The following is a 22037-nucleotide window of genomic DNA, read 5'->3' on the forward strand; positions in this document are numbered from 1 at the left end:
CAGAGACCACCACCCACGGCCACCACACGAGCAGGGCGGCGATCGTCCCGACCGGGACGCGCCGCCGGAGAGGACGTCCCGAATGGGCGCGAACCACGATCACGATCCCCACCCGGCACCGGCGGCCCACGGGCGGGCCCTGCGGCTGGGCGTCGGCGGTCCGGTCGGCAGCGGCAAGACCGCGCTGGTGGCGGCGCTGTGCCGGACGCTCCGCGACGAACTCCACCTCGCCGTGGTGACCAACGACATCTACACGACCGAGGACGCCGACTTCCTGCGGCGCAACGCGGTCCTGTCGGACGACCGGATCGCCGCCGTCCGGACCGGATGCTGCCCGCACACGGCCATCCGCGACGACATCTCCGCCAACCTCGACGCCGTCGAGTCGCTGGAACGGCGGCACGCGCCGCTCGACCTCGTCATCGTGGAGAGCGGCGGCGACAACCTCACCGCGACGTTCAGCCGGGGGCTCGTCGACCGGCAGATCTTCGTCCTCGACGTCTCCGGCGGCGACAAGGTCCCCCGCAAAGGGGGGCCCGGAGTGAGCGGCGCGGACCTGCTGGTCGTCAACAAGACCGACCTGGCCCCGCTCGTCGGCGCCGACCTGGGCGTGATGGACCGCGACGCGGCGCAGGTGCGCCGCGGAAAGCCGGTGATCTTCAGTTCGCTGCGGGAGCGTCCGGGTGCTCCGGAGGTGGCCGGCTGGGTCCGGTCCGTCCTCGCCGAGACGCACGAGGCCCGGTCCGAGGCGGGCACCGCGCGGCCGGCGGTCGCTCCCGGGGCTCCGTGACCCGGCACTACACGGCGCGCGCCGCAGTCCACGTCGAGCTCGGCTCCGACGGGCGGACCCGGCTGGCGACGCTGCGCTCCGACGGGCCGTACGCGCTGCGCGCCGCCCCGGACGCCGTCTACCTGGTCGGGGCCGCCGCGGGGCCTCTCGGAGGGGACGAGCTGCACCTCGAACTGGACGTCGCGGCGGGCGCCGCCCTCGCCGTCCGGTCCGTCGCGAGCGCGCTGCTGCTCCCCGGCGCCGGCGAGTCCCGAGCGTACGTGCGGGCTGCGGTCGGACCTGGCGGCCACCTTGACCTCGCCTTGGAGCCGGCGGTCGCGACGGCGGGCTGCCACCACCGTTCGGTCACCGAGATCGCGCTCGCGGACGGCGCCACCCTGCGGTGGCGCGAGGAACTCGTCCTGGGCCGGCACGGCGAACCGCCGGGCCGCTACACCGCCCGCGTCGACGTCACCAGCGGCGGCGACCCGGTCCTGCGGCACGAACTGCGGCTGCCCGACCGCACCCTGCACACCAGCGGCGCCGTCCTGGGCGGCGCGACCTGCACCGGAAGCGTGCTGCTCGTCGGTCCCGGGCTGGCGAAGGAGCCGCATGCCGCCGAAGGGCTCGCGGTCATGCCGCTCGCGAGACCGGGGGTCCTGGTCGCCGCGCTCGCGGCCGACTCCGCGGCGCTCCGCCGCCGGCTCGTCCACGGCGAGAGCCTCGCGACCGGCTGAGTAAACCGGGGCCGGCACCGGGCATGCCCCGCCGGTGAGGTTCAGTTGACGCACCGGATACAAAGCAGAATTACCGAGGACACAGCTCGCGGCTTGCATTAACCCGACTCACACGGTGAGCGATCCGCCCACCGGTTTCGGGGCCTGTCCGCAAGGAGTGGTACGTGCTCAGGAAATCTCTGCCGGTATTGGCCGCCATGGCCGCCGCGACGCTGCTGTCCCTGGCCGCCTGCGGCGACTCGGAATCCTCGGGCGGAACGGCGGCGGCGAGCGGGAACACCATCAAGGTCGGTGTCCTGCACTCGCTGAGCGGGACCATGGCCATCAGCGAGGTCACCGTCAAGAATTCCGAGCTGATGGCGATCGACGAGATCAACGCCGCCGGCGGGGTCCTCGGCAAGAAGCTCCAGCCGGTCGTCGAGGACGGCGCCTCCGACTGGCCCACCTTCGCCGAGAAGGCGCAGAAGCTCATCCGCAAGGACAAGGTCGCGACCGTCTTCGGCGGGTGGACGTCGGCCAGCCGCAAGGCGATGCTGCCCGTCTTCGAGCGCAACAAGGCACTGCTGTGGTATCCGGTGCAATACGAGGGCCTGGAAAGCTCGCCGTACATCTATTACACCGGCGCGACCACGAACCAGCAGATCGTGCCCGCCCTGGACTACCTCAAGGAGAAGGGCAAGAAGAAGATATTCCTCGTCGGCAGCGACTACGTCTTCCCGCGCACCGCGAACAAGGAGATCAAAGCCTACGCCAAAGCCAATGGCATGACCATTCTCGGCGAGGAGTACACCCCGCTGGGAGCGACGGAGTACAGCACGCTCGTCAACAAGGTCATGCAGGCGAAGCCGGACGCGGTGTTCAACACCCTCAACGGTGACAGCAACGTCGCGTTCTTCAAGCAGCTCAAGAGCGCCGGCGCGACGGCGTCCTCCCTGCCGGTGATGTCGGTGAGCATCGCCGAAGAGGAGGTCAAGGGCATCGGGGTGGACAACGTCGCAGGCCAACTCGTCGCCTGGAACTACTACATGACGACCCCGGGCAAGACCAACGAGGCGTTCGTGAAGGCGTTCAGGGCCAAGTACGGCGCGGACAAGGTGACCTCCGACCCGATGGAGGCGGGCTACAACGCCGTCAAGCTGTGGGCGGCGGCCGTCCAGAAGGCCGGGACGACCGAGGTCGAGGCGGTGAAGAAGGCCGCGGGCGGCATCTCCCTCGACCTGCCCGAAGGCAAGGTGACGATCGACGGCGCCAACCACCACATGTACAAGACCGCCCGCATCGGCGTGATCCAGCCCGACGGCACGATCAAGGAGGTGTGGGACTCCGGCAAGCCGATCGCACCGGACCCCTACCTCAAGAGCTACCCGTGGGCCGCCGGCCTGTCCTGACCCGTCCCGCCGCCGTCATCGGGCGGCCCCGGCCGGCCCGATGACGGCGCGGCCCGACGGACCCGCCGACCAAGGGCACCGAGGAGTCGCATGGAAGCCCTGCTCAGCCAGTTGCCGATCGGCCTCAGCATCGCAGCCGTCCTGATGCTGGTGGCCCTCGGCCTGACCTTCACCTTCGGCCAGATGGGCGTGATCAACATGGCCCACGGCGAGTTCATGATGGCGGGCGCCTACACGGCGTACGTCCTGCAGGACTGGACCGGACGAGAGGCGGTCCTGGCGGCGCTCCCGGTCGCGTTCGCCGTCGCCGGCGCGATGGGCCTGGTCCTGGAGCGGGCGGCCGTCCGCCGCTTCTACGGCCGGCCGCTCGACACGCTGCTGCTCACCTGGGGGGTCAGCCTCGTCCTCCAGCAGCTCGCGCGCGACATCTTCGGCGCGCCGAACGTCCAGGTGCGCGCCCCCGGCTGGCTGGACGGCGGCGTCCGGATGTTCGGGTCGCAGCTGCCCTACACCCGGCTGTTCATCATCGTCCTCGCCGCGGTCTCGGCGCTCGCGATCTGGGGCTACCAGAACCGGACGCGGCAGGGCCGGCGGATGCGCTCGGTGATGCAGAACCGCCAGCTCGCCGCGTGCAGCGGCGTCAACACCGGACGGGTCGACCAGCTCACCTTCTTCATCGGGTCCGGCCTCGCCGGGATCGCGGGCGTCGCGCTGACGCTGATCGGCCCGATCGGCCCCAACCTCGGCACGTACTACATCGTCGACGCCTTCCTGGTCGTGGTCGCCGGCGGCCTCGGCCGGCTCCGCGGCGCGGTCATCGCCGCGCTGGCGCTCGGGCTGCTGGACTCCTACGCCGAGTTCTGGACCGACGCCAGCCTGGCCAAGGTGATCGGCTTCGTGGCGATCGTGGTGTTCCTGCAGGCACGCCCGCAGGGGCTGTTCGTCCTGCGCAGCCGGGCGCTGACATGACCGCGCGGATGCGCGGACCCGCGCTCTTCACGGCCGTCGCGCTGCTGGTCCTCGTGGTCGCGCCGGCCGTCCTGGACCCGTTCCGGCTGGGCCTGCTCGCCAAGTACCTGTGCTTCGCGATCGCCGCGCTCGGCATCGGGCTCGCCTGGGGCCAGGGCGGCATGCTCACCCTCGGGCAGGGCGTGTTCTTCGGGCTCGGCGGCTACTCGATGGCGATGTACCTCAAGCTCCACGACGCCGGGCCCGGCAACCTCCCCGACTTCATGGTCTGGAGCGGCGTGGAGCGGTTGCCGCTGCTGTGGAAGCCCTTCTCCAGTCCCGTGTTCGCCATCGCGGCCGCGGTGGTCGTGCCCGCCGCCGCGGCCGCGCTCCTGGGACTCCTGGTGTTCCGCCAGCGCGTGCGCGGCGCCTACTTCGCCATCCTCAGCCAGGCGCTGGCGGCCGCCTTCACGATCTGGCTGGTCGGCCAGCAGGGTCTCACCGGCGGCACCAACGGGCTCACCCACTTCTACGACGTCTTCGGCCGGGACCCGGAGACCGACGGCGCCAAGCGCGTCTTCTACTTCGTGGTGGCCCTCGTGCTGGGCGCCCTGTACCTCCTCGCCCGCCAGCTGGTGAAGAGCCGCTTCGGCCGGCTGCTGGTCGCGGTGCGCGACGGCGAGGACCGGGTCCGGTTCCTCGGCTACAACCCCGCCACCGTCAAGACCGTGGCCTTCGCCGTCTCCGCCGCCATGGCGGGCATCGCCGGCGCCCTGTACGTACCGGTCGTCGGCATCATCTCGCCCTCGCTGCTCGGCGTCGTGCCGTCCATCGAGCTCGTGGTCGCGGTCGCCATCGGCGGACGGTTCTCGCTGGCCGGGGCGGCCCTCGGCGGAGTCCTGCTCAACTGGGCGCACACCACGTTCAGCGAGCAGTACCCGAGCGGCTGGGTCTACCTGCAGGGCCTGATGTTCATCCTCGTCATCATGGTGGCGCCCGGCGGCGTCGCCGGCGCCGCCCGATGGGCCGGCGAGGCGATCGCACGGCGCCGGAAGGATCCCGGTCCGTCCTCCGTCCCGGAACCGGCGGGGTCCACCGCGCACGGACAGAAGGAGGTGGCCGCTCCATGACGTCTCCCTTCCCTCCCGCCGAAGCACCCGCGTCGAAGGCCCCCGCGGACCCGGCGGCCCCCGCTCTTCTGGAGATCCGCGGGCTGGAGGTCGTCTTCGGCGGGTTCCGCGCCCTCAACGGCGTCGATCTCACCGTGCGGCAGGGCGAACTCCGCTTCCTGATCGGGCCCAACGGAGCCGGGAAGACCACGCTGATCGACGTGATCACCGGCCTGACCCGGCCGGCGAGCGGATCGGTGGGCTTCGCCGGCACCTCCCTGCTGGGACGGCGGGAGCACCGCATCGTGCGGCTCGGGATCGGGCGGACGTTCCAGACCTCCGTGGTCTTCGAGGAACTCACGGCGGCCGAGAACATCGACCTGGCCGCCTGCTTCCGCCGCCCGCTGGCCACGCTGCTGCGGCAGCGGCGCGGCACGTCCGAGGCCGTCGCGACCGCGCTGGAGCGGACCGGGCTGGCCGACATGGCGGACCGGCCCGCCGGGGTGCTGTCGCACGGCCAGCGGCAGTGGCTGGAGATCGGCATGCTGATCGCGCAGCGGCCCCGGTTGCTGCTGCTCGACGAACCCGTGGCGGGCATGAGCCGCACCGAACGCGAGCGGACGGGCGAGCTGCTCGTCGAGATCGCGAAGGACCACACGGTCATCGTCGTCGAGCACGACATGGAGTTCCTCCGGCGGTACGCGTCCCAGGTGACCGTCCTGCACGAGGGCAGCGTGCTCATGGAGGGGGACGTCGCCGCGGTCCAGGCCGATCCCCGCGTCCAGGAGGTCTACCTCGGCCGGTCGAGGGACGAGAAGGCGCCATGAGCGACGTGAGCCGGAAGCAGCGGGCGCCGCTCCAGGGAACGGGCGGCGGCCTCAGCACGAGCGGGGAGACGGCATGGCCGAGATGATGCTCCAGGTCAGCGGACTGCAGGCCGCGTACGGGCGGTCGCAGGTGCTGTTCGGAGTGGACCTGACGGTACGCCCGGGCGAACTCGTCACCGTCATGGGCCGCAACGGGGTCGGGAAGACCACCCTGCTCAACTCGATCATGGGCCTCCTCCCCCCGACCGCCGGAACGGTCACCTTCGACGGCACCGACGTGACACGGATGCGCACCTTCCAGCGCGTCCGCTCGGGCATGGGCTACGTGCCGCAAGGGCACGAGACGTTCCCGCAGCTCACCGTCTGGGAGAACCTCCAGGTGACTCTGGAGGCCACAGGGCGGACCGACCGGACCGCCATCGACGACGCCCTGGAGGTCTTCCCACGGCTGACCGGGCTGCTGAAACGCCGGGCCGGATTCCTGTCGGGCGGGCAGCAGCAGCAACTCGCGATCGCCCGCGCCCTGGTGACCCGGCCGCGCCTCCTCATCCTCGACGAGCCGACCGAGGGCGTCCAGCCGTCGATCATCCGCGAGATCGAGGAGGCCATCGAGGGACTCCACCGGGACCGCGACCTCGCGGTTCTGCTCGTCGAGCAGTACTTCGACCTGGCCCTCCGCCTGGCCGACGCCTTCGTGATCCTCGACGGCGGCACGGTCCGGCACTCCGGAACGGCCGCCGACCTGCACACCGACGAGGTGAAGGACCTTCTCGCCGTCTGAACCGACACGGGACGCCGGCCGCGCCCACCGCGCGCGAGCTCGACGAGTTCGTCCGCAACATCGCCGCGCTGCCGGACGGCGTCGTCGCGGCGGTCAGGCACGCCGTCTTCCCCAAAGATCATGCCGTTGGCCTGGCACGGGGAGAACGACACCTGGGCCGGGCTCGTCTTCCGCTCCGCCACGGCGCAGCTCATGGGCTCGACGCCGGCTCAGGCGTTCACGGTTCAGCCATCACGCTGAGTTGAGGCCAGCCGCGATGACCGTGGTCAGGCGGGTCAGGTAGGCATCGTCGACGGGGCTCCCGGTCAGCAGCAGGCGGCCCAGCAACGGCGAGATCAGCAGGTCGAGACCCAGTTCGCGGTCGATGTCGGCGGGCAGCTCGCCGCGTTCGATCCCCCGGCGCAGCACGGCGTCGGCAGCGGCGCGGCGCGGTCCGGCCACCGCCTCGCGGAGCGCGGCGCCGAGTTCGGGATTGCGCGTGGCCTCGGCCATCATGTCCAGCGCGATCCGTTTGATCCGCGGATCGGCGACCTGCGCGATGATCACATCCAGGAAGCCGCGCACATCGCCGGTCAGAGACCCGGAATCCGGCACCTCCGGCACGCTCCGGCGCACCGCCGCCGCGAGCAGGTCGAGCAGCATGGCCTGCTTGGACGGCCAGCGGCGGTACACGGCGGCCTTGCCGACACCGGCCCGCCGGGCCACCGCGTCGACGGACATGCGGGCATATCCGGTCTCGGCCAACTCGTCGAACATCGCGGCGGCGATCGCGGTGGTGACGGACTCCTGGAGTACCGCGGCGCCGGCCGGCTCGCGCTTGCGTGGCATGCCCGCAGCATACAACAGGACGGAACGGTTGCGTTCCGACGTTCAACCTGACTACGGTTCTTCCGTATAACGTCGGAACGACCCCGTTCCGACGTGAGGGAGGGGGAGTCGGTCATGAACATCCACCCGCTGCGCATCGGGCGCACCAAGGTCCCGTTCGGCCAGTTCTACGGTGGCCTGGAAGGGTTCTCCATCAGCGAGTTCGCCGCGGACAAGGACCACTTCATCTGGGTGCCGATCCACGCCTACCTGCTCGAGCACCCGACCGCCGGCCCGATTCTGGTGGACACCGGGATCAGCCCGGAGCAGGCCGCGCACACCGACTACTACCGCGGCTCGATCATGGAGCACGTGATGGACGCCGACGAGTACGAGCTGCCGGACGAGGAGACCATGCCGGCCCAACTCGCGCGGCTCGGCTACCGCCCGGAGGACATCCGCGCAGTGTTCATCACGCATTTCCATGAGGACCACGTCGGCGCGCTCAACCTGTTCGCACACGCCCCGGTGTACCTGGGCGCGGCCGAATACGCGGCGCGCGAGGACAAGGTGTTGGGCCTCGTGCCGCTGGCCTATCCGCCGTCGATCGCGGCGATCACCGATTGGCGCCCGCTCGAGTTCACCGGCCCGGCCCTCGGCGGCTTCACCGGCTCGGCGGACGTGTTCGGCGATGGCAGCGTCATCGCCCTGCCCACCCCAGGGCACAGCCCCGGCAGCACCAGCGTGCTGGTCGATCACCGGTTCCTCCTGACCGGGGACGCGATGTACACCATCCGGCATCTTGCGGTCGACCAGGTGCGCGCCATCCAGACCGGCGGCGAGACCCGCTACGTCGACTCGATCCGCCGCATTCAGTGGCTGCGACGGGAACTCCCGGAACTGCTCGTCCTGACCTCGCACGACCACACCGAATACGGCGAGCGGCTGATCGCCGGCCTGGCCACCGGCCGGCTGTCCGATGCGGACCTCGCCTGGGCCAAGGCCTACGAACGGGCCGCCTTCGACGAACTCGCCAACATCAACCCGGCCCGGCTCCCCCGCTTCGTGCCGGCGGCGGATGGCGGCCCCGTCGGGCAGGCGAACTGATCGAGCGCTCCCCGACATCCGTCAACGGTCACACCGTCCGGACCATGACGGCCTTGGACACTACTGTCGCGGCGCGGGTGCGCACCTGGGGTTAGATGATGTCCAGGCGCACCCTTGAGACCTGCGGATCGGAGGGGAAGAGCCGCACCCTCCCGGTGACGGCCCGCACCAGCCGCGCGATCCGGTCACGGGTGCCAATGCACGCCGCGTCCGACCATGCGACCACAGTCACGACAAATCCAGTTCGGAACTCCCGAATTCATCCCCCGGAGCTTCTTCACGCCGTGTTCGTGGAGACAAGCCGAGTCGTGATAACGCGAATAACCCGCGCTCGGCGATCTGGGCGGCCGGTGCATCTCCTTGCGGTACAACCACTGCTCTACCGCGTCCAGGAGGCGCTCGACAAGCCGGTCAAACCTCTCGCCCATGAAGAGACGGTAACGCTTTGTCGCTTCGACGGCCCAGGGCGTTGAGGGGTTGGCTCCGGCGTCCGTACCGAACCACTGAAACGCGTCGCGTTCTGCCTGAGCGGGGAACACACAGTCACGGACCTGCGAATAGAGCGGGCGAGCACGAGGTAGATGGAGGTTGGAATGAAGGCGATCGTCGCGACTGATCAGTCTGCGGAAGCGGCCGGGATCAAGCTGGCGGAGCGGCCTGAGCCGACGCCGGCGATCAACGATGTCGTCGTTGAGGTCCATGCGTCCGGCTTCGTCCCGGCAGAGTGGGAGTGGCCCTCGACGTGGGTCGACCGCTCCGGTCACGACCGGGTCCAGGCGATCATCGGCCACGAGTTCGCCGGAGTGGTCACCTCCCTCGGCTACGGCACGACGGGACTCTCGCCGGGCCAGCGGGTGTTCGGGATCACGGACTGGCACCGCGACGGAACCCTGGCCGAGTACGCGGCCGTGGAGGCGCGCAACCTCGCGCCGCTGCCCGGGGACGTCGACTTCACGGTGGGCGCGAGCCTGCCGATCTCCGGCCTGACCGCATGGCAGGGCCTGTTCCAGCATGGTCGTCTTCAGGCGGGGCAGAGCGTCCTGGCGCACGGCGCCGCCGGCGCGGTCGGATCCATGGTGACGCAACTCGCGCGGGAGTTCGGCGCCTACGTCATCGGTACCGGGCGAGCGACGGACCGCCAGGCGGCGCTCGACTTCGGCGCGAACGAGTTCCTCGCCCTCGACGACGGGGATCTCGAAGACGTCGGAGGCGTCGACCTGGTCTTCGATGTCATCGGTGGTGACGTCCAGAGGCGCTCGGCGAGCATCATCCGGCCCGGCGGGACGCTGGTGTCGGTGGTCGGCCCCGCAGAGACTCGCCCTGTCGACGGTCTCGCGGTCGACTTCGTCGTCGAGTCCGTCCCGAGTCAGCTGGTGGAGATCGTCGACCGGGTGCGGGACGGACGCCTTCGCACGCACATCGGAACCGTCGCGACCCTCGACGACGCCGTCCCGGTGCTCAACCCGACCGAGCGGCGCAAGGGCAAGACGGTCATTCGCGTGCGCCCCTGAACTTCCTGGAACGGGCGGAACGAGGCCCACACCATCGAACTCGGGCAGTGGGACGGGCCAGTCGCCCGCCCTGCTGGAAAGCGAACTCTTGGCGGGACGACGAACCTCGCCGGAGGCGATCCGCCCCTGATGCTCGCAAAGCTGCGGCGGTGCTGACGCACCGTCTCAGCGGAGCGCGTTGTCATCGGGCTGTCGGCCCGCCCGACGTGTGCAGGACGGTGACTGCTGCATGGCCCGTGGCGCCATGGCACCGACCGGTTCGATGCCTCCGTGGGACGCCGACACCCCACCACATCGACCGGGTGGTCACCTCGATTTGTCGAGGCGGCATCGCTTTCTCGGGGTCGACGTGCGGGTCGTCCCGGCCGGGTTCGACACCGGCTCCCATGGTCGGCGGCTCGGCACCGTCAGGGCTGAAGCCGGCAACGACGACGGCGCATCCGAGGCCGAGGTTGTGCTGCAGAGCCGCCTCTGCTCTCTCGAGCTGGCGCCGACCGGCGGCGCCCCGCAACTGCCAGGTCAGTTGGGCTCACTGCGCCAGGTCAGCGGCGCCCAGCGGATGCCCTTCGCGATGAGCCTGTCCGACGGGTGCCCGACCGGCCCGTCCCGCCGTAGTGGCGGCCTGGCGCTTGACGAGCAGGTGCCGCTCTCCTTCCCGAACCCGAGCGCGATCGGCCGCCTCCTGCGACATACGGACGCCAGACGCGGCCTGCGCTGCCCGAGTCGGGCTCGCGGATCAGGCGCGGAGAGCGTCGATCAGGGCATCGACGGCGGCGAGCGCGGCGGTCGTGTCGAGTCCGGTGCGGGAGACCAGGGAGAGGCCCTGGACGGTGAACAGCAGCAGCCGGGCCTGGGCCTCGGGGGTGGCGTCCCGGGTGACCTCGCCGTCGGCCTGCGCGCGCCGCAGCGCGTCGGCGACGATCTGGGTGAAGCGGGCGTGCGAGCGGGCCACGATCTCGCTGGCCTCGGCATCGTGCGGGACGAGTTCGGCGGTGGTGTTGCCGATCATGCACCCTTGCGGAGCGCCGACGTCGGAGGCGAACTCCTGCGCCCGGACCGGGTTGGCGAGCACCTCGCGCAACGCCGGCAGCACCGGCCCGGCCTCCAGCGCCGCAACCAGCTCGCGCTCGTAGGTATCCCAGTAAAGCTGGACAGCCGCCAGGTAGAACTGCCGCTTGTCGCCGAACGCGCCGTACAGGCTGCCCCGCTCCAGGGCCAGCGCGTCGACGAGGTCCTGGACGGAGGTGGCTCCGTAGCCCCGGGACCAGAACAGCAGGAGCGCGCGCTCCAGCGCCTGGTCCTTGTCGAATGCGCGGGGGCGTCCGGTCCGTGCCATGCCTCCAGGCTACGACTTTTTGACCGCGTGCACAAAAGCTCGTATGGTGACGTCCGCAGGACTTCTTGAACGATCACATATAAGTCCCTCGGCGCTTGAGCGCGCCGGGCGGCGAGAGGGAGGACGACATGGACTTCACCGGGAAGACGGCGCTGATCACCGGATCGGGCGCCATCGGCGGGCTCGGGCACGCGACGGCGCGGATCCTCGCCGCCGGCGGAGCGAACGTGATCATCACCGGCACCGACCCGGACCGCGGCGCCCAGGTCGTGGACGACGTGCGGAGCGCGGTCGCCGCCGCCGGAGCGGCCGGCACCGTACGCTTCGTTGCCGCCGACCTGGCAGACCCGCAGGCCGTGCAGCGGCTGGCCGACGACGCCGGGGCGGTGGACATCCTCGTCAACAACGCGGGCGTCGTCCCGTTCAGCGCGACCGCCGACCAGGACATCGCCGACTACGACGCCGCCTTCGCGGTCAACGTGCGCGCACCGTTCGTCCTGACCGCCCGGCTCGCGCCGAAGATGGCCGCCGGCGGGGGCGGCAGCATCGTCAACGTCAGCTCCACCGCGGCCGCGCTGGGCATGCCGCCGATGGCGGTCTACGGCGCCACCAAGGCGGCGCTGGAGTCCCTGACCCGCACCTGGGCGGCCGAGTTCGCCACGTCGAACGTGCGCGTCAACGCCGTGGCGCCCGGCCCGATGACCACCTCCAAGGTGGTGGCGGCCATGGGGCCCGACCTCGGCGGCATGGGGCTGACCACCGCCCTCAAGCGCGCCGCCGACCCGACCGAGGTCGCCCAGGTGATCGCCTTCATCGCCGGCGACCAGGCCAGCTACATGACCGGTGCCATCGTGGCCGCCGACGGCGGCCGCACCGCCATCTGACCTGCGTCACGCCTGCCGCCGACATGGCAAGGGCGGTACGGCGTTCTCCGAGATGGCGGGGACGACCCGTCATCGTTGCCGACTAACAAACCACGCATCTTGGCGAGTGAGAGGAATGATTCGATGGGTCGTCTTGAGGGAAAGCACGCACTGATCACGGGCGGGACGGGCGGCATCGGGCTCGCGACCGCCCGGGAGTTCCTCGCCGAGGGAGCGACCGTCGCGATCACGGGACGCTCGAAGGAACGGCTGGACGAGGCCGCCCGGCAGCTGGACGGCCCGCTGGTGCCCATCCTCAGCGACGCCGGCGACACGCCCGGCCAGGCGGCGCTCGCAGCACGGCTACAGGAGGAGTGGCCGAAGCTCGACATCCTGATGAGCAACGCCGCCGACGTCACCCACCTCCCGATCGAAGCATGGACCGAAGAGGCATTCGACAAACTCGTCGCCACCAACCTCAAGGCACCGTTCTTCCTGATCAAGGACCTGCTGCCGCTCTTCTCACGGCAGGCCTCGGTCATCCTCGTCGGCTCAGTCTCCGCGTTCATCGGGCATGAGAACGCAGCGGTCTATGGCGCCGCCAAGGCCGGCCTGCTCTCCCTTTCCCGCGGGCTGACCTATGAGCTGAAGGACCGGGGTATCCGTGTCAACGGCCTGAGCCCGGGGCCGACCGTCACCGACACCTTCAAGCCGCTCGGCCCAGAGCGACAGGCCGCCATCTACGACGAAATCCGGAGGACCGTGCCCCTCCACCGCCTCGGCACCGCCACCGAGTTGGCCAAGGCGGCCGTCTACCTGGCCTCGGACGAGTCGGCCTACACAGCCGGCACCGTCCTGCGCGTTGACGGCGGCATCGGGGAGCTCGCGTACTGATCTCCTGCACCGCAACTCACTGAGGCCGGCTCCGCCCCCTCTCGTGCGCGCCGGCCGACGCTGCGGCGGCCTCCCGCCCCCACTCGGCTCACCATGAGCGTCATCCCACACCGCCACGGGTGCTTCCTGGCTTGACCTGCCGGAACGTTAGGCAGCGTGGCAGACGGCTGGGGGCGGGAGCGAACGCCGGGCTGAAGGTCCGGCAGACTCGGCGGCCGACCAAGCCCTACCGTCGTATGGCCAGATTTCGGGCCGCCTGCGTCACCCACGAGGCGGTCGGACGGGTAGTGGCACGCATTCGGGCGCCGGATCGATCCCGGCGCGACGGCGCCCGATCGTCCCGCCACCGTCCCCGCGTGCGCGGTGCGTCAAGGGGCATCGTTCCCGTCCCGCTCCCCCAAGGTGATGGTGCGTGTTCCTGGAGAGAAGCGGGTGAAGGACTGCTCCCAGTGCTCGCCGGGCCAGTGGTACGTCACATGGCCCCTGGCGGGGTGATAGTGCGCCGTGTACACCGTGCCCAGCCACTGGTCGTAGCCGTACTGGTAGAGCGGTGGTCGCAGCATCGCCGTCACGTCAACTCCCGCCACTTGCACGGCGGCCAGTCGCTTGCGGGTCCGGGTGGATCGCTCCTGCTCGTCTGGAACCGGTAGGTGCTGGTGGTTGGTGGCGCAACTGTCGGCCGCTTCGATCAGCGGGATGTCGGGCCCCACAAAGACCGTCACGGCCTGGTCCGGGTCGACGAGGGTGACGTTCTGCGGGATCGCGACGGGTATGGTGCGCAGTCTCCCGATCGCTTCATCAACGGTCTGGCAGGTTTCCAGCAGATAGCGCAGCACAAGGGGGATGGCGAATCCCGGCCCGTGGACGAACCGCCCGCCGAAGGTAAGTGAGATCGCGAGACCAGCGTCGTTCATACCGTCCAGCAGGCCCCATCCCGCTTCTTGCATGCCGATCACGGGCCGGAGGAAATAGGAGGAGACGATGGTGGCTTCGCAGTGGTCGGGGGCGAAGTCGTAGTTCCTGAGCAACGCGCCCTTGCCACCGATCTGGGTGCAGCCGGAGAAGAACGGCCGCACCGCGGCCAGCGTGAGAAGGGTGCCCGCCCAGGGAGTGGCCAGTTGGCCGGCGAGCCGGTCAAGCGCTGGGACCAGCTCGGGCATGTGGACCTCGAACAGCCCCCGCGCCCGCACTGCGCCCTGCGGGGTCCGGCCTTCCTCGGTCAGCCGGCTCTCCGCGCCCATCATTGTCGGCCGGACGTGCGCGGCCCGACGCCCATCGCCGCCGTCGCCGTCGCCGATCTCGATCGCATGAAACGTCTTGATGTATTGGCTCATGCCAGGAAACTCAACTATTTTTTCGGCCCTTTTTTCAATCCGTGCGGGCGTCTCCAGCAAGTAGGCCGCATGCCAGATCAGTTCGGGCTTCGTGGATAGGGTCGCGGACCTTCCAGCGGGTCCGCAGTCGACGGAACCAGTGAGCCTTTCCAGCGGGATGGCCTTGGCGATGCGACCGGCGCGGAAGGGGCAGCAGCGCAGCGTTCGCAGGATTCACCATGACTTGAGCTGGGCGTTCACACGTTCTGCGGGCGCGCGAAGCTCGGCGTGTCGACGGTCGGCGTCCTTCTGTGGCTCGGGCTTGTCACGTCCCTTGTAGGACGTGAGGGTCGTGAGCGCTGGCGCCCTGGTAGGCATTGTCGGCCAGCACGAGCAGTCCGGCGGCCGCCAACGTCCGGATGACGCCCTAGATGCGGGCCGCGGCCAGGTCATGGACCGAACCGCAGCGGCCCCCGCACCCACAGCGGGGCACCAGTCCGGGGCGGCGACCTGGTGCTTCATGCCGTGGGGGTGGTGCTTTCCCCAAGTAGTACGGCCGGTCGGCGGCGACCCGGTCGATCGCTGGCGACACCGAGTTGGGGCGACCGGGTGACCAGCGCGTCGATGGCCTCGTTGACATAGCGCCGCGCGTTGGTGGTGGAGACGGCGAAGCCCGCGCCCAGTTCGGCAAAGGTCTCGACGTTCCGCAGCAACCACACCGACCGCGACCATCACGTGATCACCTGGACTCCGCTGCGGCGGCGACTCCACTTGATTCTCGGAACGCTGGTTGCCAGGAGCCCTGGCCGCTTCGGTGTCCCGTCAGTTCCTGTAGGGCGATCGCCGCGTCGGTGTGGGACGTCGCCCGCAGTAATCCGTTTTGTGTCACCACGGCTCTCTGCCAGCATGAAGCCCATGCGCCACCCTCTTGACACGCTGGACTGGCCGATTTCCACCGACCGACTGCTGTTGCGACGGGCCACGCCCGACGACCTGGACGCGACCTGGGTCTTCCGGCAACTGCCGGAGGTCCACGATTGGGTCGCGGCCGCCACGGCGACGTACGACGACTACCGTGAGCGTTTTCTCCGTATGGAGCGACTCGCAGACCTGATCGTCGTCGAACTGGACGGCCGGGTGATCGGCGATCTGACGCTGCAGGTTCAGGACGCTTGGGCCCAGGAGGAGGTCGCTGACCAGGCGAAAAGCGTCCAAGGAGAGCTCGGGTGGACGTTGGATCCCTCCTACGGCGGCAAGGGCTACGCCACCGAAGCGGTACGCGCCCTCATCGACGTCGCCTTCAGGAGTCTTGGCCTGCGCCGCCTGCACGCGGAGTGTTTCTACGACAACGAACCATCGTGGCGGCTGATGGAGCGGGTTGGGATGCGCCGCGAACAGCACACGGTGAAAGACTCTCTCCACCGCACCAAGGGATGGCTCGACGGTCTCTCATACGCGCTCCTGGCCGAGGAATGGCCCGTGTCCGAGTGATGGACCGCCCCGCTGCCCGATCTCAGTAGCGTTGACACAGTCCCATCGACTGACGCACTGCAGGCCGGGCGGCAGTACCCGGCTCTTGCTGCCGCTCTTCTTGCGGTGCCGGCAGACGACGCTGGCGGCGTAGGCCGGGGTCTGGCGCGGCAGCGGCAGCGGCAGCGGCAGCACGAAACAAAAGCATGCGAAGCCCCTGATGCAGACGAGCGATTGTGAGGGATCAACCGTCCCACCAGGGGCTTCTCGACGTCCCGCCGAGCCACACCCACCGCGACCATCACGTGATCAGCAGTCCCCGCACCGCCGCTGACAAAGGGCTCAGTACACGTGCGCGACCGCCCGTTCCACGACCCGGCGTTGGGAGCCCACACCATGCCGCGCTACGTGTCGTGATCGTAGCCGCGGCCGCGGCGGCGGACGGGGCGCCGCGCTGCCTGGCGTCACCGCCGTGACCGGCGTGCTGCGCGTCGAGGGCGCCGTCGGCGCCGCGTCCGCGACCATGCCCCGAGTACCACGTCCGAGCGCCGCTGAAGCCGCCCGCGCCTGCCCCGAACTGGCAACACCGCTTGGAGCAGTGGAGCCGCAGACTCGGCCGAGACGATCGAGGCGGCCGCTGCCGGCGGAGTACGCGAGATCATTCGTCAGGGTGCCGCGACGCAGCTGTGCACCCGCCGACGCCGGTTCGCTCGCCGACCTCGTCCGAAAGACTGGGCGTACTCGGAGTCATAGGCCAGGAGAACACCACCTCATGCTCGTGCAGTCGCAGAAGGAGCGCCGGGAGCCGTGCTGGCGGTGAGGGCCATTCCTCGCGCCAGCAGCGGGACGGATGCACATCCCGTCGCGCACATCACGCTGGAGCCGGTGCCGCTGTTCATCAGCCCGAGCATTGACAATTCGCCGGTCGTCCCGTGGTCTGCCGTGGTCTGCCGTCGGCATGCACTCCCACCTACCCGCGCGTGAGCGGCGAACCGCCAGCGAGCCAACGCATCATGACCGAGGTTGGCGGTGGCACAGTCCAGCCAGTGGAGCCACCAGCCGCTTACGTCTTCGCCTCTCGGCTGCAATAACACCGTGGGGCCGTGAGAACGGCCGCCCTCGAGTGATCCCTGACAGAGGCGGGTCGCACTGGCGCCCCGCGTCGGTCGTGCTCGGCCGATACCTCGGGCCGCCGACCAAGGACGGGGGACGGAGCACGGGCACTGCCGTAGAGGCGACCGCGCTCCGTGGCGGCTGCGCTCAGCGACACCAGCGATTGCAGAATCATGCGACGTCGTCGATGGTCCTTCGCCGAATCCGCTGATCAGCGCCGTGGCGGGCGCTCCGTGTTCGGCGTCCGCGCCGCTCACTCACCCCTACCACTCAGCAGTGAAGCAGAGCGAAACCCGCTGATCGGAGGTCGGCCGAGCGCGGCCGGACCGCGTGCGACCCGCCGGGGGCCGGGAGCCCCCGGCGGGTCGCGTCCGGCTGGTCAGTTGTAGAAGGTCGCGCTATGGATGTCCACCGGGTTGGCGGAGTCGCCGGTGGCCACGCCGTAGACGGCCACGAACGCGGAGCCGGTCGAGACCAGGCCCGTGTAGTCACCGAGCATCCGGCCGGAACTCGTCGACGGGACCGCCCGCGCGTCGAAGGGGCCCTCGATGTGCCGCTCGCGCCACGCCCCGGGCTTCGTGCAGTCGCTCCCGCAGGTCACGGCCCAGAAGTCGGTAGGCAGCGTGGCGGCCGAGGTGTTGTTGCGGAAGTCGTAGTACGTGACCGCCAGGGCGCCGCCGGGAGACACGGCGATCGCCGGGACCGCGGCCGAACCGGTGGGGGTCTTGTCCACGCGGACCGGGCTGGACCAGGTCTTGCCGTCGTCCGTGGACCGGGCGTACGCCACGTGGAAGGTGCCGTCGGCGTCCTGGGTCGGCCAGACCGCGTTCACGACCTTGCTGTTCGGCTGGGCCGCCAGCAGCGGCAGCGTCGCGTTGCGCACCGGGTCACCCGAGTTGTCCGGGTCAGGGATCTTGGTGCCCACCGCGAAGGGGGCCGCCACGTTCAGCGTCGGCGCCGACCAGGTGCTGCCGCCGTCGGTCGAGCGGATGACCTGGGTCGCGGCGGTGGTGTTGGTCTCCTGGTGCAGGCCCATCACCAGCGTCCCGTCGGCCATCGGGACCAGCTCGGTGCCGATGGCGCCGCTGTTGGCGGGGAAGTCGTACACCTTCTTCGTGGTCCAGGTGCGCCCGTCGTCGGTCGACTTCGCCATGTAGACCGGCTGCACCCAGTCTCCGTTCGACTGGGTGTCGGCCCGGTCCCACGCCGCGTAGACGACGCCCGGGTGGTACGGGTCGGCGGTGATCGCCGGACGGTCGTTGAAGAACTCGGGGTTGTCGTCCCGCTGCAGCGTCGCGGGGGCGTCCCAGTGCTTGCCGCCGTCACCGGACCGCGACACGAGGATGGCCGTCACCTCGCCGGTGCGCGACAGCGAGAACGACGCGGCGATCGCCGCACCGGACGGCGTGACCGTGATCCAGTGGTCGGTCGTGACGTCGTAGTCTCCGCCGTTGGCCGCGGTTCCGCCGTTGCAGCGGGAGAAGGCGGGCTGGTTAGCCGACGGATGCCAGGTCGCACCGTAGTCGTCGGAGACGGCGGTGACGGCCCCGTTGCTGCCGTACCGGTTCCACCGGTCCTGCTGGTACACCGTGACGAGATGCCACGGCCGCTTCGGGTCCCGCGCCACCATGGGCTGGACCTCGGTGTTCGGGTTGAGCACGTAGCCGTCGCCCGCGGGCAGGCCACAGCCCGCCGGCAGCGCGCTGGTGCCCGAGACGGGCACCACGCCGGCGGGGTCGGAACCATCGGCTAAGGCGGGCTGAGCCGCAGCGATGCAGGCGAGCACGGTGGCCGCAGCGGCCACCACCGACCTGGGACGTCGTTTCAACGGTGTCTTCCTCACTTCGGGGGGGGTGTCGCCGCAGAGGCGCCGGGACGTGCGGAAGCCGCCACCGGCGCGTTCCCAGCGGCGCCAAACGGCACGACCGACCCTACAGTTCCATGATCAAAAAAGTGCCGCGGTCGGCGGAGTCGACGGCATCGGTAGGAGGTGTGATCGGGGAGCGCGCGATGGCCGGTGCGAAGGATTCCAAGATCGGTCTACGTCACGAGCGGGTCGTGTCGACCTTCGTCATGCTCAGCCAGAATCGAGGGCAGGCAGACAAGCACACCGCGCCGAGTGCGGTGCGTCGTCGGGTGGGTTGGTGCTACTGGTGAACACCTGCTGGTAGTCCCATTCGGTGGCCAGGGTGCGGTTGAAGCGTTCGACCTTGCCGTTTGCCATAGGCAGTGCGAGCGAACGAGTCCGTGGCATGCGCCCAGTTCGGTCAGGGCGGCAAAGTCGCGGCCAATGCGACACCTCAGCCGGGATGAGCACGGGTGGCGCTGCCCCAGGACAGCGGGACTCCGCTCCCAGAACCTAGTCCGCGCTGACCAGCGGGCAACGCGACGCGACGGCGCCGCCGATCTGCTGAGTCGCGAGCATGCCGGGCAGCCAGCGCGGCGCCTCGCCCCGGCAGGGGCTCACCGTCGTCCGACGTCCACTCCCGGACGGCGAGCAGCCCCGGGACGATGACTTCGGGCCCAGCCGGCGAGCCACGCGCAGGCCTCGACGTGGCTCGCGGGGCGATCCGCCCATCCGATCGGACGCGGAGCCTGTCGGAACCGCCGCCCGACTCCGCCAGCAGCGTGCGCGGCTCGGCGCGCGCCTCGACGAGGTACGCGGTCGGGGCCCTGTTGAACCAGGTCCGCACCGCCCGGTGAAGACGGTCCTTCGGGGCGCCCCGGCGGCTCGGCGGGCGCGGTCGCCAGCGAGGAGCGCGGCGATACCCACGCCGGTGCAGATCGACGGATGCTCCGCGAACACGAGCAGCAAGCCGCGCCCGACGACCAGATGGACGCTCGGGCGCCGGATGTCGGGACGCACGCTGGGGCTGATCCCGGCGGAGCACGACAGCATCCCACTCCTGAGGCTGGGTCCCGGCCGCCAGGATCAGAAGGCGCGGCAGCACGCCACCGCCCCCTCTGCGGCACGCCTAACTGCCTGACTGCGCACGCGTGGCGGCCACGGTACCCCCGGCGCCGCTCTACCGCCGGATGCGGCCGGTGCGGATCTGTTCGACGACGCGATCGGCCATGTCCTGAACGGCCTCCTGGCTGAAACGCGGCGTCAAGTGAACGGCACCGGGGAGATCGGGCGGCGCTCGTGACATCGACCGGTGTCAGTCACCGGCGAGGACGAAGTCGGCTATCGCGGCGGCGACGGCTTCGGGCTGCTCGTCGGGGATGAAGTGTCCGGCGTCGGGCACGACGACCCCGGTCGCGTCGTCGGCCCATGGGCTGATGGAGGCCGCCATGTCCGGGATGGAGCCGTGGCTGCTGGAGATTCCGAGGATGGGCACGGTGAGGTGCCGCCGCTCGAGCACCTCGTGGTTCTTGCGCGCCGACTCGGCGGCGTCCCGGTAGTAGGCGAGGGAAGCGCGGAGGCCACCGTCGACGGCGACGGCCGCTGCGTAGTGGTCGAGCTCGGCGTCGTCGAACGTGTCGGGTGAGAGGACCTTCGTTTTCAGGAACCAGCCGACGTAGTCCCGTTCGCGGCCGGCGAGCAGCGTCTCGGGCAGGTCGGGCACAAGGTGGAACGCGAAATGCCAGGTCTTCCACGCCCTCTCCGGGTCGGTGGGAATCGCTTCCGGAAGGGTGATGCCGGGAATGCCGGCGTCGAGCAGAGCGACCCCGCGCAGTCGGCTCTCGAATTGGAGCGCGAGAGAGAAAGCAACCCAGGCGCCGATGTCGTGGGCGGCCAGCCAATAGGTCGACACCCCGAGAGCCTTCACGGCCGCGTGGACGTGCGCGGCGACCGTGTGCGTGTCGTAGCCGCGCTCCGGACGCTCGGAGTGGCCCTGACCCGGCAAATCGATCGCGATGACGTGGAATCGGCCGGCGAGGCTGGGCATCACCTTTCGCCAAGCCCACCAGGTCTGCGGGAATCCCGCGAGCAGGACGACAGTCGGGCCGGTCGGCCGACCGCCTTCGACGGCATGAAGGCGGACGCCGTCCGCGTCGACCCAGCGGTGATCGAATCCCGCCAGATCGTGCAGGGGCAGGTCGGGGACAGGGTTGCTTTCGCGGGCGTGCCAAGCGCTGGTCGCAGGGTCAGTCACGGGGGTTCTCCATCGGTGTTAGGTGTGCTGGTTCGGTGCTTCGCCCGCGGGTCAGGCCCGCGGACGCGGTGCAGATGGCGAGAGCGGCCGGCCATGAGGACGGTGCAGATGAGGACGACGGCGGCCAGGACTCCGTGGCCTGCTTATCGCGCTGCCGCGAAGTGCGAGGGACGCCCTGCCATGACCATGCCCGGAGGCTAACACATCTTGAACTGTTTAGTTCAAGATAGGATGGTGCGCAGCGCAGCCCGAGACATCGACACACCGGCAAGGACGTGCCACGTGGCAGGCAAGAAGCAGTTCGACATGGACGCGGCGCTCGACGCCGCGATGATCCAGTTCTGGCGCGCCGGCTACGCCGACACCTCGCTAGACGATCTGTCCCGGGCGACCGGTCTGAACCGCAGCTCCATCTACTCCTCGCTCGGCGACAAGGACACGCTCTTCCTGCGCTGCCTGGAGCGCTATGCCACGCGCTACGGCGACAAGTACGACGCCGCCCTGTCGTGTGCGGCCTCGGAGCCCCTCACAGCCGTTCGCGCGTTCTTCGACGTCACCCTCGAGCGCATCGCCGATCCCGAACTGCCGGATGGATGCCTGGTCGCCCAATCGGCCATGGCGATCCCGGTGCTGAGCCCGAGCATCGCGGCGCACGCGAAGGAGGCGCTGGGCGTCCAGCGCCTGCGTCTGCGCACCGCGCTGAAGGCCGGCCGATTGACCGACCAGGACGCCGAGGCCTTCGCCGAACACGTGGCCGCCGTGAACCAGTCTCTCGCCGTCATGAGCAGAGCCGGGGCGAGCCCGGCGCAACTCCTGGCCATTGTGGGCGTAACCGTCGACGCGCTCGCACAGGCGTTGCGCACGCGCGACTAGGCCGTGTTTCGAAGTGGGGTGAGTGTCGGCGTGTTGTGAGCCGGACGCAGTGAGGTCTCCGGTAGATGGTTCATCGACCAAGAAGAACCTG

General features: G+C 70.0%; 19 protein-coding genes and 2 pseudogenes. 14 read left to right on the forward strand and 7 right to left on the reverse strand.

The window, feature by feature from the left end:
- Positions 1 to 82 precede the first annotated feature (82 nt).
- The 7 genes from ureG (at position 83) to urtE (ending at position 6559) form a co-directional block, all read left to right on the forward strand.
- Entirely contained in the window at positions 83 to 790 is a 708-nt protein-coding gene (gene ureG / locus ABT299_RS43970; protein ID WP_500254417.1) for an urease accessory protein UreG, read from the forward strand.
- Positions 787 to 1506 carry an urease accessory protein UreD gene (locus tag ABT299_RS43975; protein ID WP_500254418.1) on the forward strand — a complete coding sequence of 240 codons (720 nt, stop codon included), beginning with the start codon at positions 787 to 789 and terminating at the stop codon, positions 1504 to 1506. Before ureG ends, ABT299_RS43975 begins: the two co-directional genes overlap by 4 nt.
- 197 nt (positions 1507 to 1703) lie before the next feature.
- On the forward strand, positions 1704 to 2894 hold the full coding sequence (gene urtA, locus ABT299_RS43980) for an urea ABC transporter substrate-binding protein (RefSeq protein WP_190861326.1): 1191 nt from the start codon (positions 1704 to 1706) through the stop codon (positions 2892 to 2894).
- Between the two features lie 90 nt (positions 2895 to 2984).
- Complete coding sequence (gene urtB / locus ABT299_RS43985; RefSeq protein ID WP_190861226.1) at positions 2985 to 3863, forward strand: urea ABC transporter permease subunit UrtB; 879 nt, start codon at positions 2985 to 2987, stop codon at positions 3861 to 3863.
- Positions 3864 to 3871: 8 nt separating this feature from the next.
- Positions 3872 to 4972 (forward strand): urea ABC transporter permease subunit UrtC, encoded by a 1101-nt coding sequence (urtC, locus tag ABT299_RS43990; RefSeq protein ID WP_347256882.1) that lies wholly within the window; start codon positions 3872 to 3874, stop codon positions 4970 to 4972.
- Complete coding sequence (urtD, locus tag ABT299_RS43995; protein ID WP_500254419.1) at positions 4969 to 5778, forward strand: urea ABC transporter ATP-binding protein UrtD; 810 nt, start codon at positions 4969 to 4971, stop codon at positions 5776 to 5778. Before urtC ends, urtD begins: the two co-directional genes overlap by 4 nt.
- Before the next feature lie 73 nt (positions 5779 to 5851).
- Complete coding sequence (gene urtE / locus ABT299_RS44000) at positions 5852 to 6559, forward strand: urea ABC transporter ATP-binding subunit UrtE (RefSeq protein ID WP_433154570.1); 708 nt, start codon at positions 5852 to 5854, stop codon at positions 6557 to 6559.
- 231 nt (positions 6560 to 6790) lie between these two features.
- Here urtE and ABT299_RS44005 read toward each other — a convergent pair whose 3' ends face one another.
- A complete protein-coding gene (locus tag ABT299_RS44005; RefSeq protein WP_387018370.1) occupies positions 6791 to 7387 on the reverse strand; it encodes a TetR/AcrR family transcriptional regulator in 597 nt (198 codons plus the stop codon).
- Between the two features lie 114 nt (positions 7388 to 7501).
- On the opposite strand from ABT299_RS44005, the gene ABT299_RS44010 reads away from it, so the two are divergent.
- Positions 7502 to 8473, forward strand: a complete 972-nt coding sequence (locus tag ABT299_RS44010; protein WP_500254420.1) for an N-acyl homoserine lactonase family protein — start codon at positions 7502 to 7504, stop codon at positions 8471 to 8473.
- A gap of 593 nt (positions 8474 to 9066) precedes the next feature.
- A complete protein-coding gene (locus ABT299_RS44015; protein WP_500254421.1) occupies positions 9067 to 9984 on the forward strand; it encodes an NADP-dependent oxidoreductase in 918 nt (305 codons plus the stop codon).
- A 736-nt stretch (positions 9985 to 10720) separates the two neighbouring features.
- On the opposite strand, the gene ABT299_RS44020 is transcribed toward ABT299_RS44015, so the two are convergent.
- Complete coding sequence (locus ABT299_RS44020; RefSeq protein WP_500254422.1) at positions 10721 to 11320, reverse strand: TetR/AcrR family transcriptional regulator; 600 nt, start codon at positions 11318 to 11320, stop codon at positions 10721 to 10723.
- A 128-nt stretch (positions 11321 to 11448) separates the two neighbouring features.
- Between ABT299_RS44020 and ABT299_RS44025 the strand changes: the two genes are divergently transcribed.
- Complete coding sequence (locus ABT299_RS44025; RefSeq protein ID WP_500254423.1) at positions 11449 to 12204, forward strand: SDR family NAD(P)-dependent oxidoreductase; 756 nt, start codon at positions 11449 to 11451, stop codon at positions 12202 to 12204.
- A gap of 123 nt (positions 12205 to 12327) precedes the next feature.
- Positions 12328 to 13077, forward strand: coding sequence for an SDR family oxidoreductase (locus ABT299_RS44030; RefSeq protein WP_500254424.1), 750 nt, complete (start codon positions 12328 to 12330; stop codon positions 13075 to 13077).
- Positions 13078 to 13445: 368 nt separating this feature from the next.
- Here ABT299_RS44030 and ABT299_RS44035 read toward each other — a convergent pair whose 3' ends face one another.
- Positions 13446 to 14411 carry a C45 family autoproteolytic acyltransferase/hydrolase gene (locus ABT299_RS44035; RefSeq protein WP_500254425.1) on the reverse strand — a complete coding sequence of 322 codons (966 nt, stop codon included), beginning with the start codon at positions 14409 to 14411 and terminating at the stop codon, positions 13446 to 13448.
- Positions 14412 to 14627: 216 nt separating this feature from the next.
- Positions 14628 to 15100 (reverse strand): annotated as a pseudogene (locus ABT299_RS44040) (transposase family protein); the annotation flags it as partial.
- 205 nt (positions 15101 to 15305) lie between these two features.
- Between ABT299_RS44040 and ABT299_RS44045 the strand changes: the two are divergent.
- Positions 15306 to 15881, forward strand: coding sequence for a GNAT family N-acetyltransferase (locus ABT299_RS44045; protein ID WP_500254426.1), 576 nt, complete (start codon positions 15306 to 15308; stop codon positions 15879 to 15881).
- A gap of 1471 nt (positions 15882 to 17352) precedes the next feature.
- Here ABT299_RS44045 and ABT299_RS44050 read toward each other — a convergent pair.
- Entirely contained in the window at positions 17353 to 18801 is a 1449-nt protein-coding gene (locus ABT299_RS44050; RefSeq protein WP_500254427.1) for a sialidase family protein, read from the reverse strand.
- A gap of 113 nt (positions 18802 to 18914) precedes the next feature.
- On the opposite strand from ABT299_RS44050, the gene ABT299_RS44055 reads away from it, so the two are divergent.
- The gene (locus ABT299_RS44055) at positions 18915 to 19130 is read left to right on the forward strand and encodes a hypothetical protein (protein WP_500254428.1); all 216 of its coding nucleotides are present in this window, start codon (positions 18915 to 18917) and stop codon (positions 19128 to 19130) included.
- On the opposite strand, the pseudogene ABT299_RS44060 reads toward ABT299_RS44055, so the two are convergent.
- Both ABT299_RS44060 and ABT299_RS44065 read right to left on the reverse strand, forming a co-directional pair.
- A pseudogene (locus ABT299_RS44060) lies at positions 19120 to 19250 on the reverse strand (IS481 family transposase); the annotation flags it as partial. The gene ABT299_RS44055 and the pseudogene ABT299_RS44060 sit on opposite strands and share 11 nt — an antisense overlap.
- Positions 19251 to 20134: 884 nt before the next feature.
- On the reverse strand, positions 20135 to 21073 hold the full coding sequence (locus tag ABT299_RS44065; RefSeq protein ID WP_500254429.1) for an alpha/beta fold hydrolase: 939 nt from the start codon (positions 21071 to 21073) through the stop codon (positions 20135 to 20137).
- A gap of 282 nt (positions 21074 to 21355) precedes the next feature.
- Here ABT299_RS44065 and ABT299_RS44070 point away from each other — a divergent pair, with 282 nt between their 5' ends.
- Positions 21356 to 21946: a TetR family transcriptional regulator gene (locus ABT299_RS44070; protein WP_190861252.1), complete on the forward strand. Its 591-nt coding sequence runs from the start codon at positions 21356 to 21358 to the stop codon at positions 21944 to 21946.
- Positions 21947 to 22037 lie beyond the last annotated feature (91 nt).

The organism is Spirillospora sp. NPDC000708 (genome assembly GCF_040299565.1).
Lineage (GTDB): Bacteria > Actinomycetota > Actinomycetes > Streptosporangiales > Streptosporangiaceae > Spirillospora.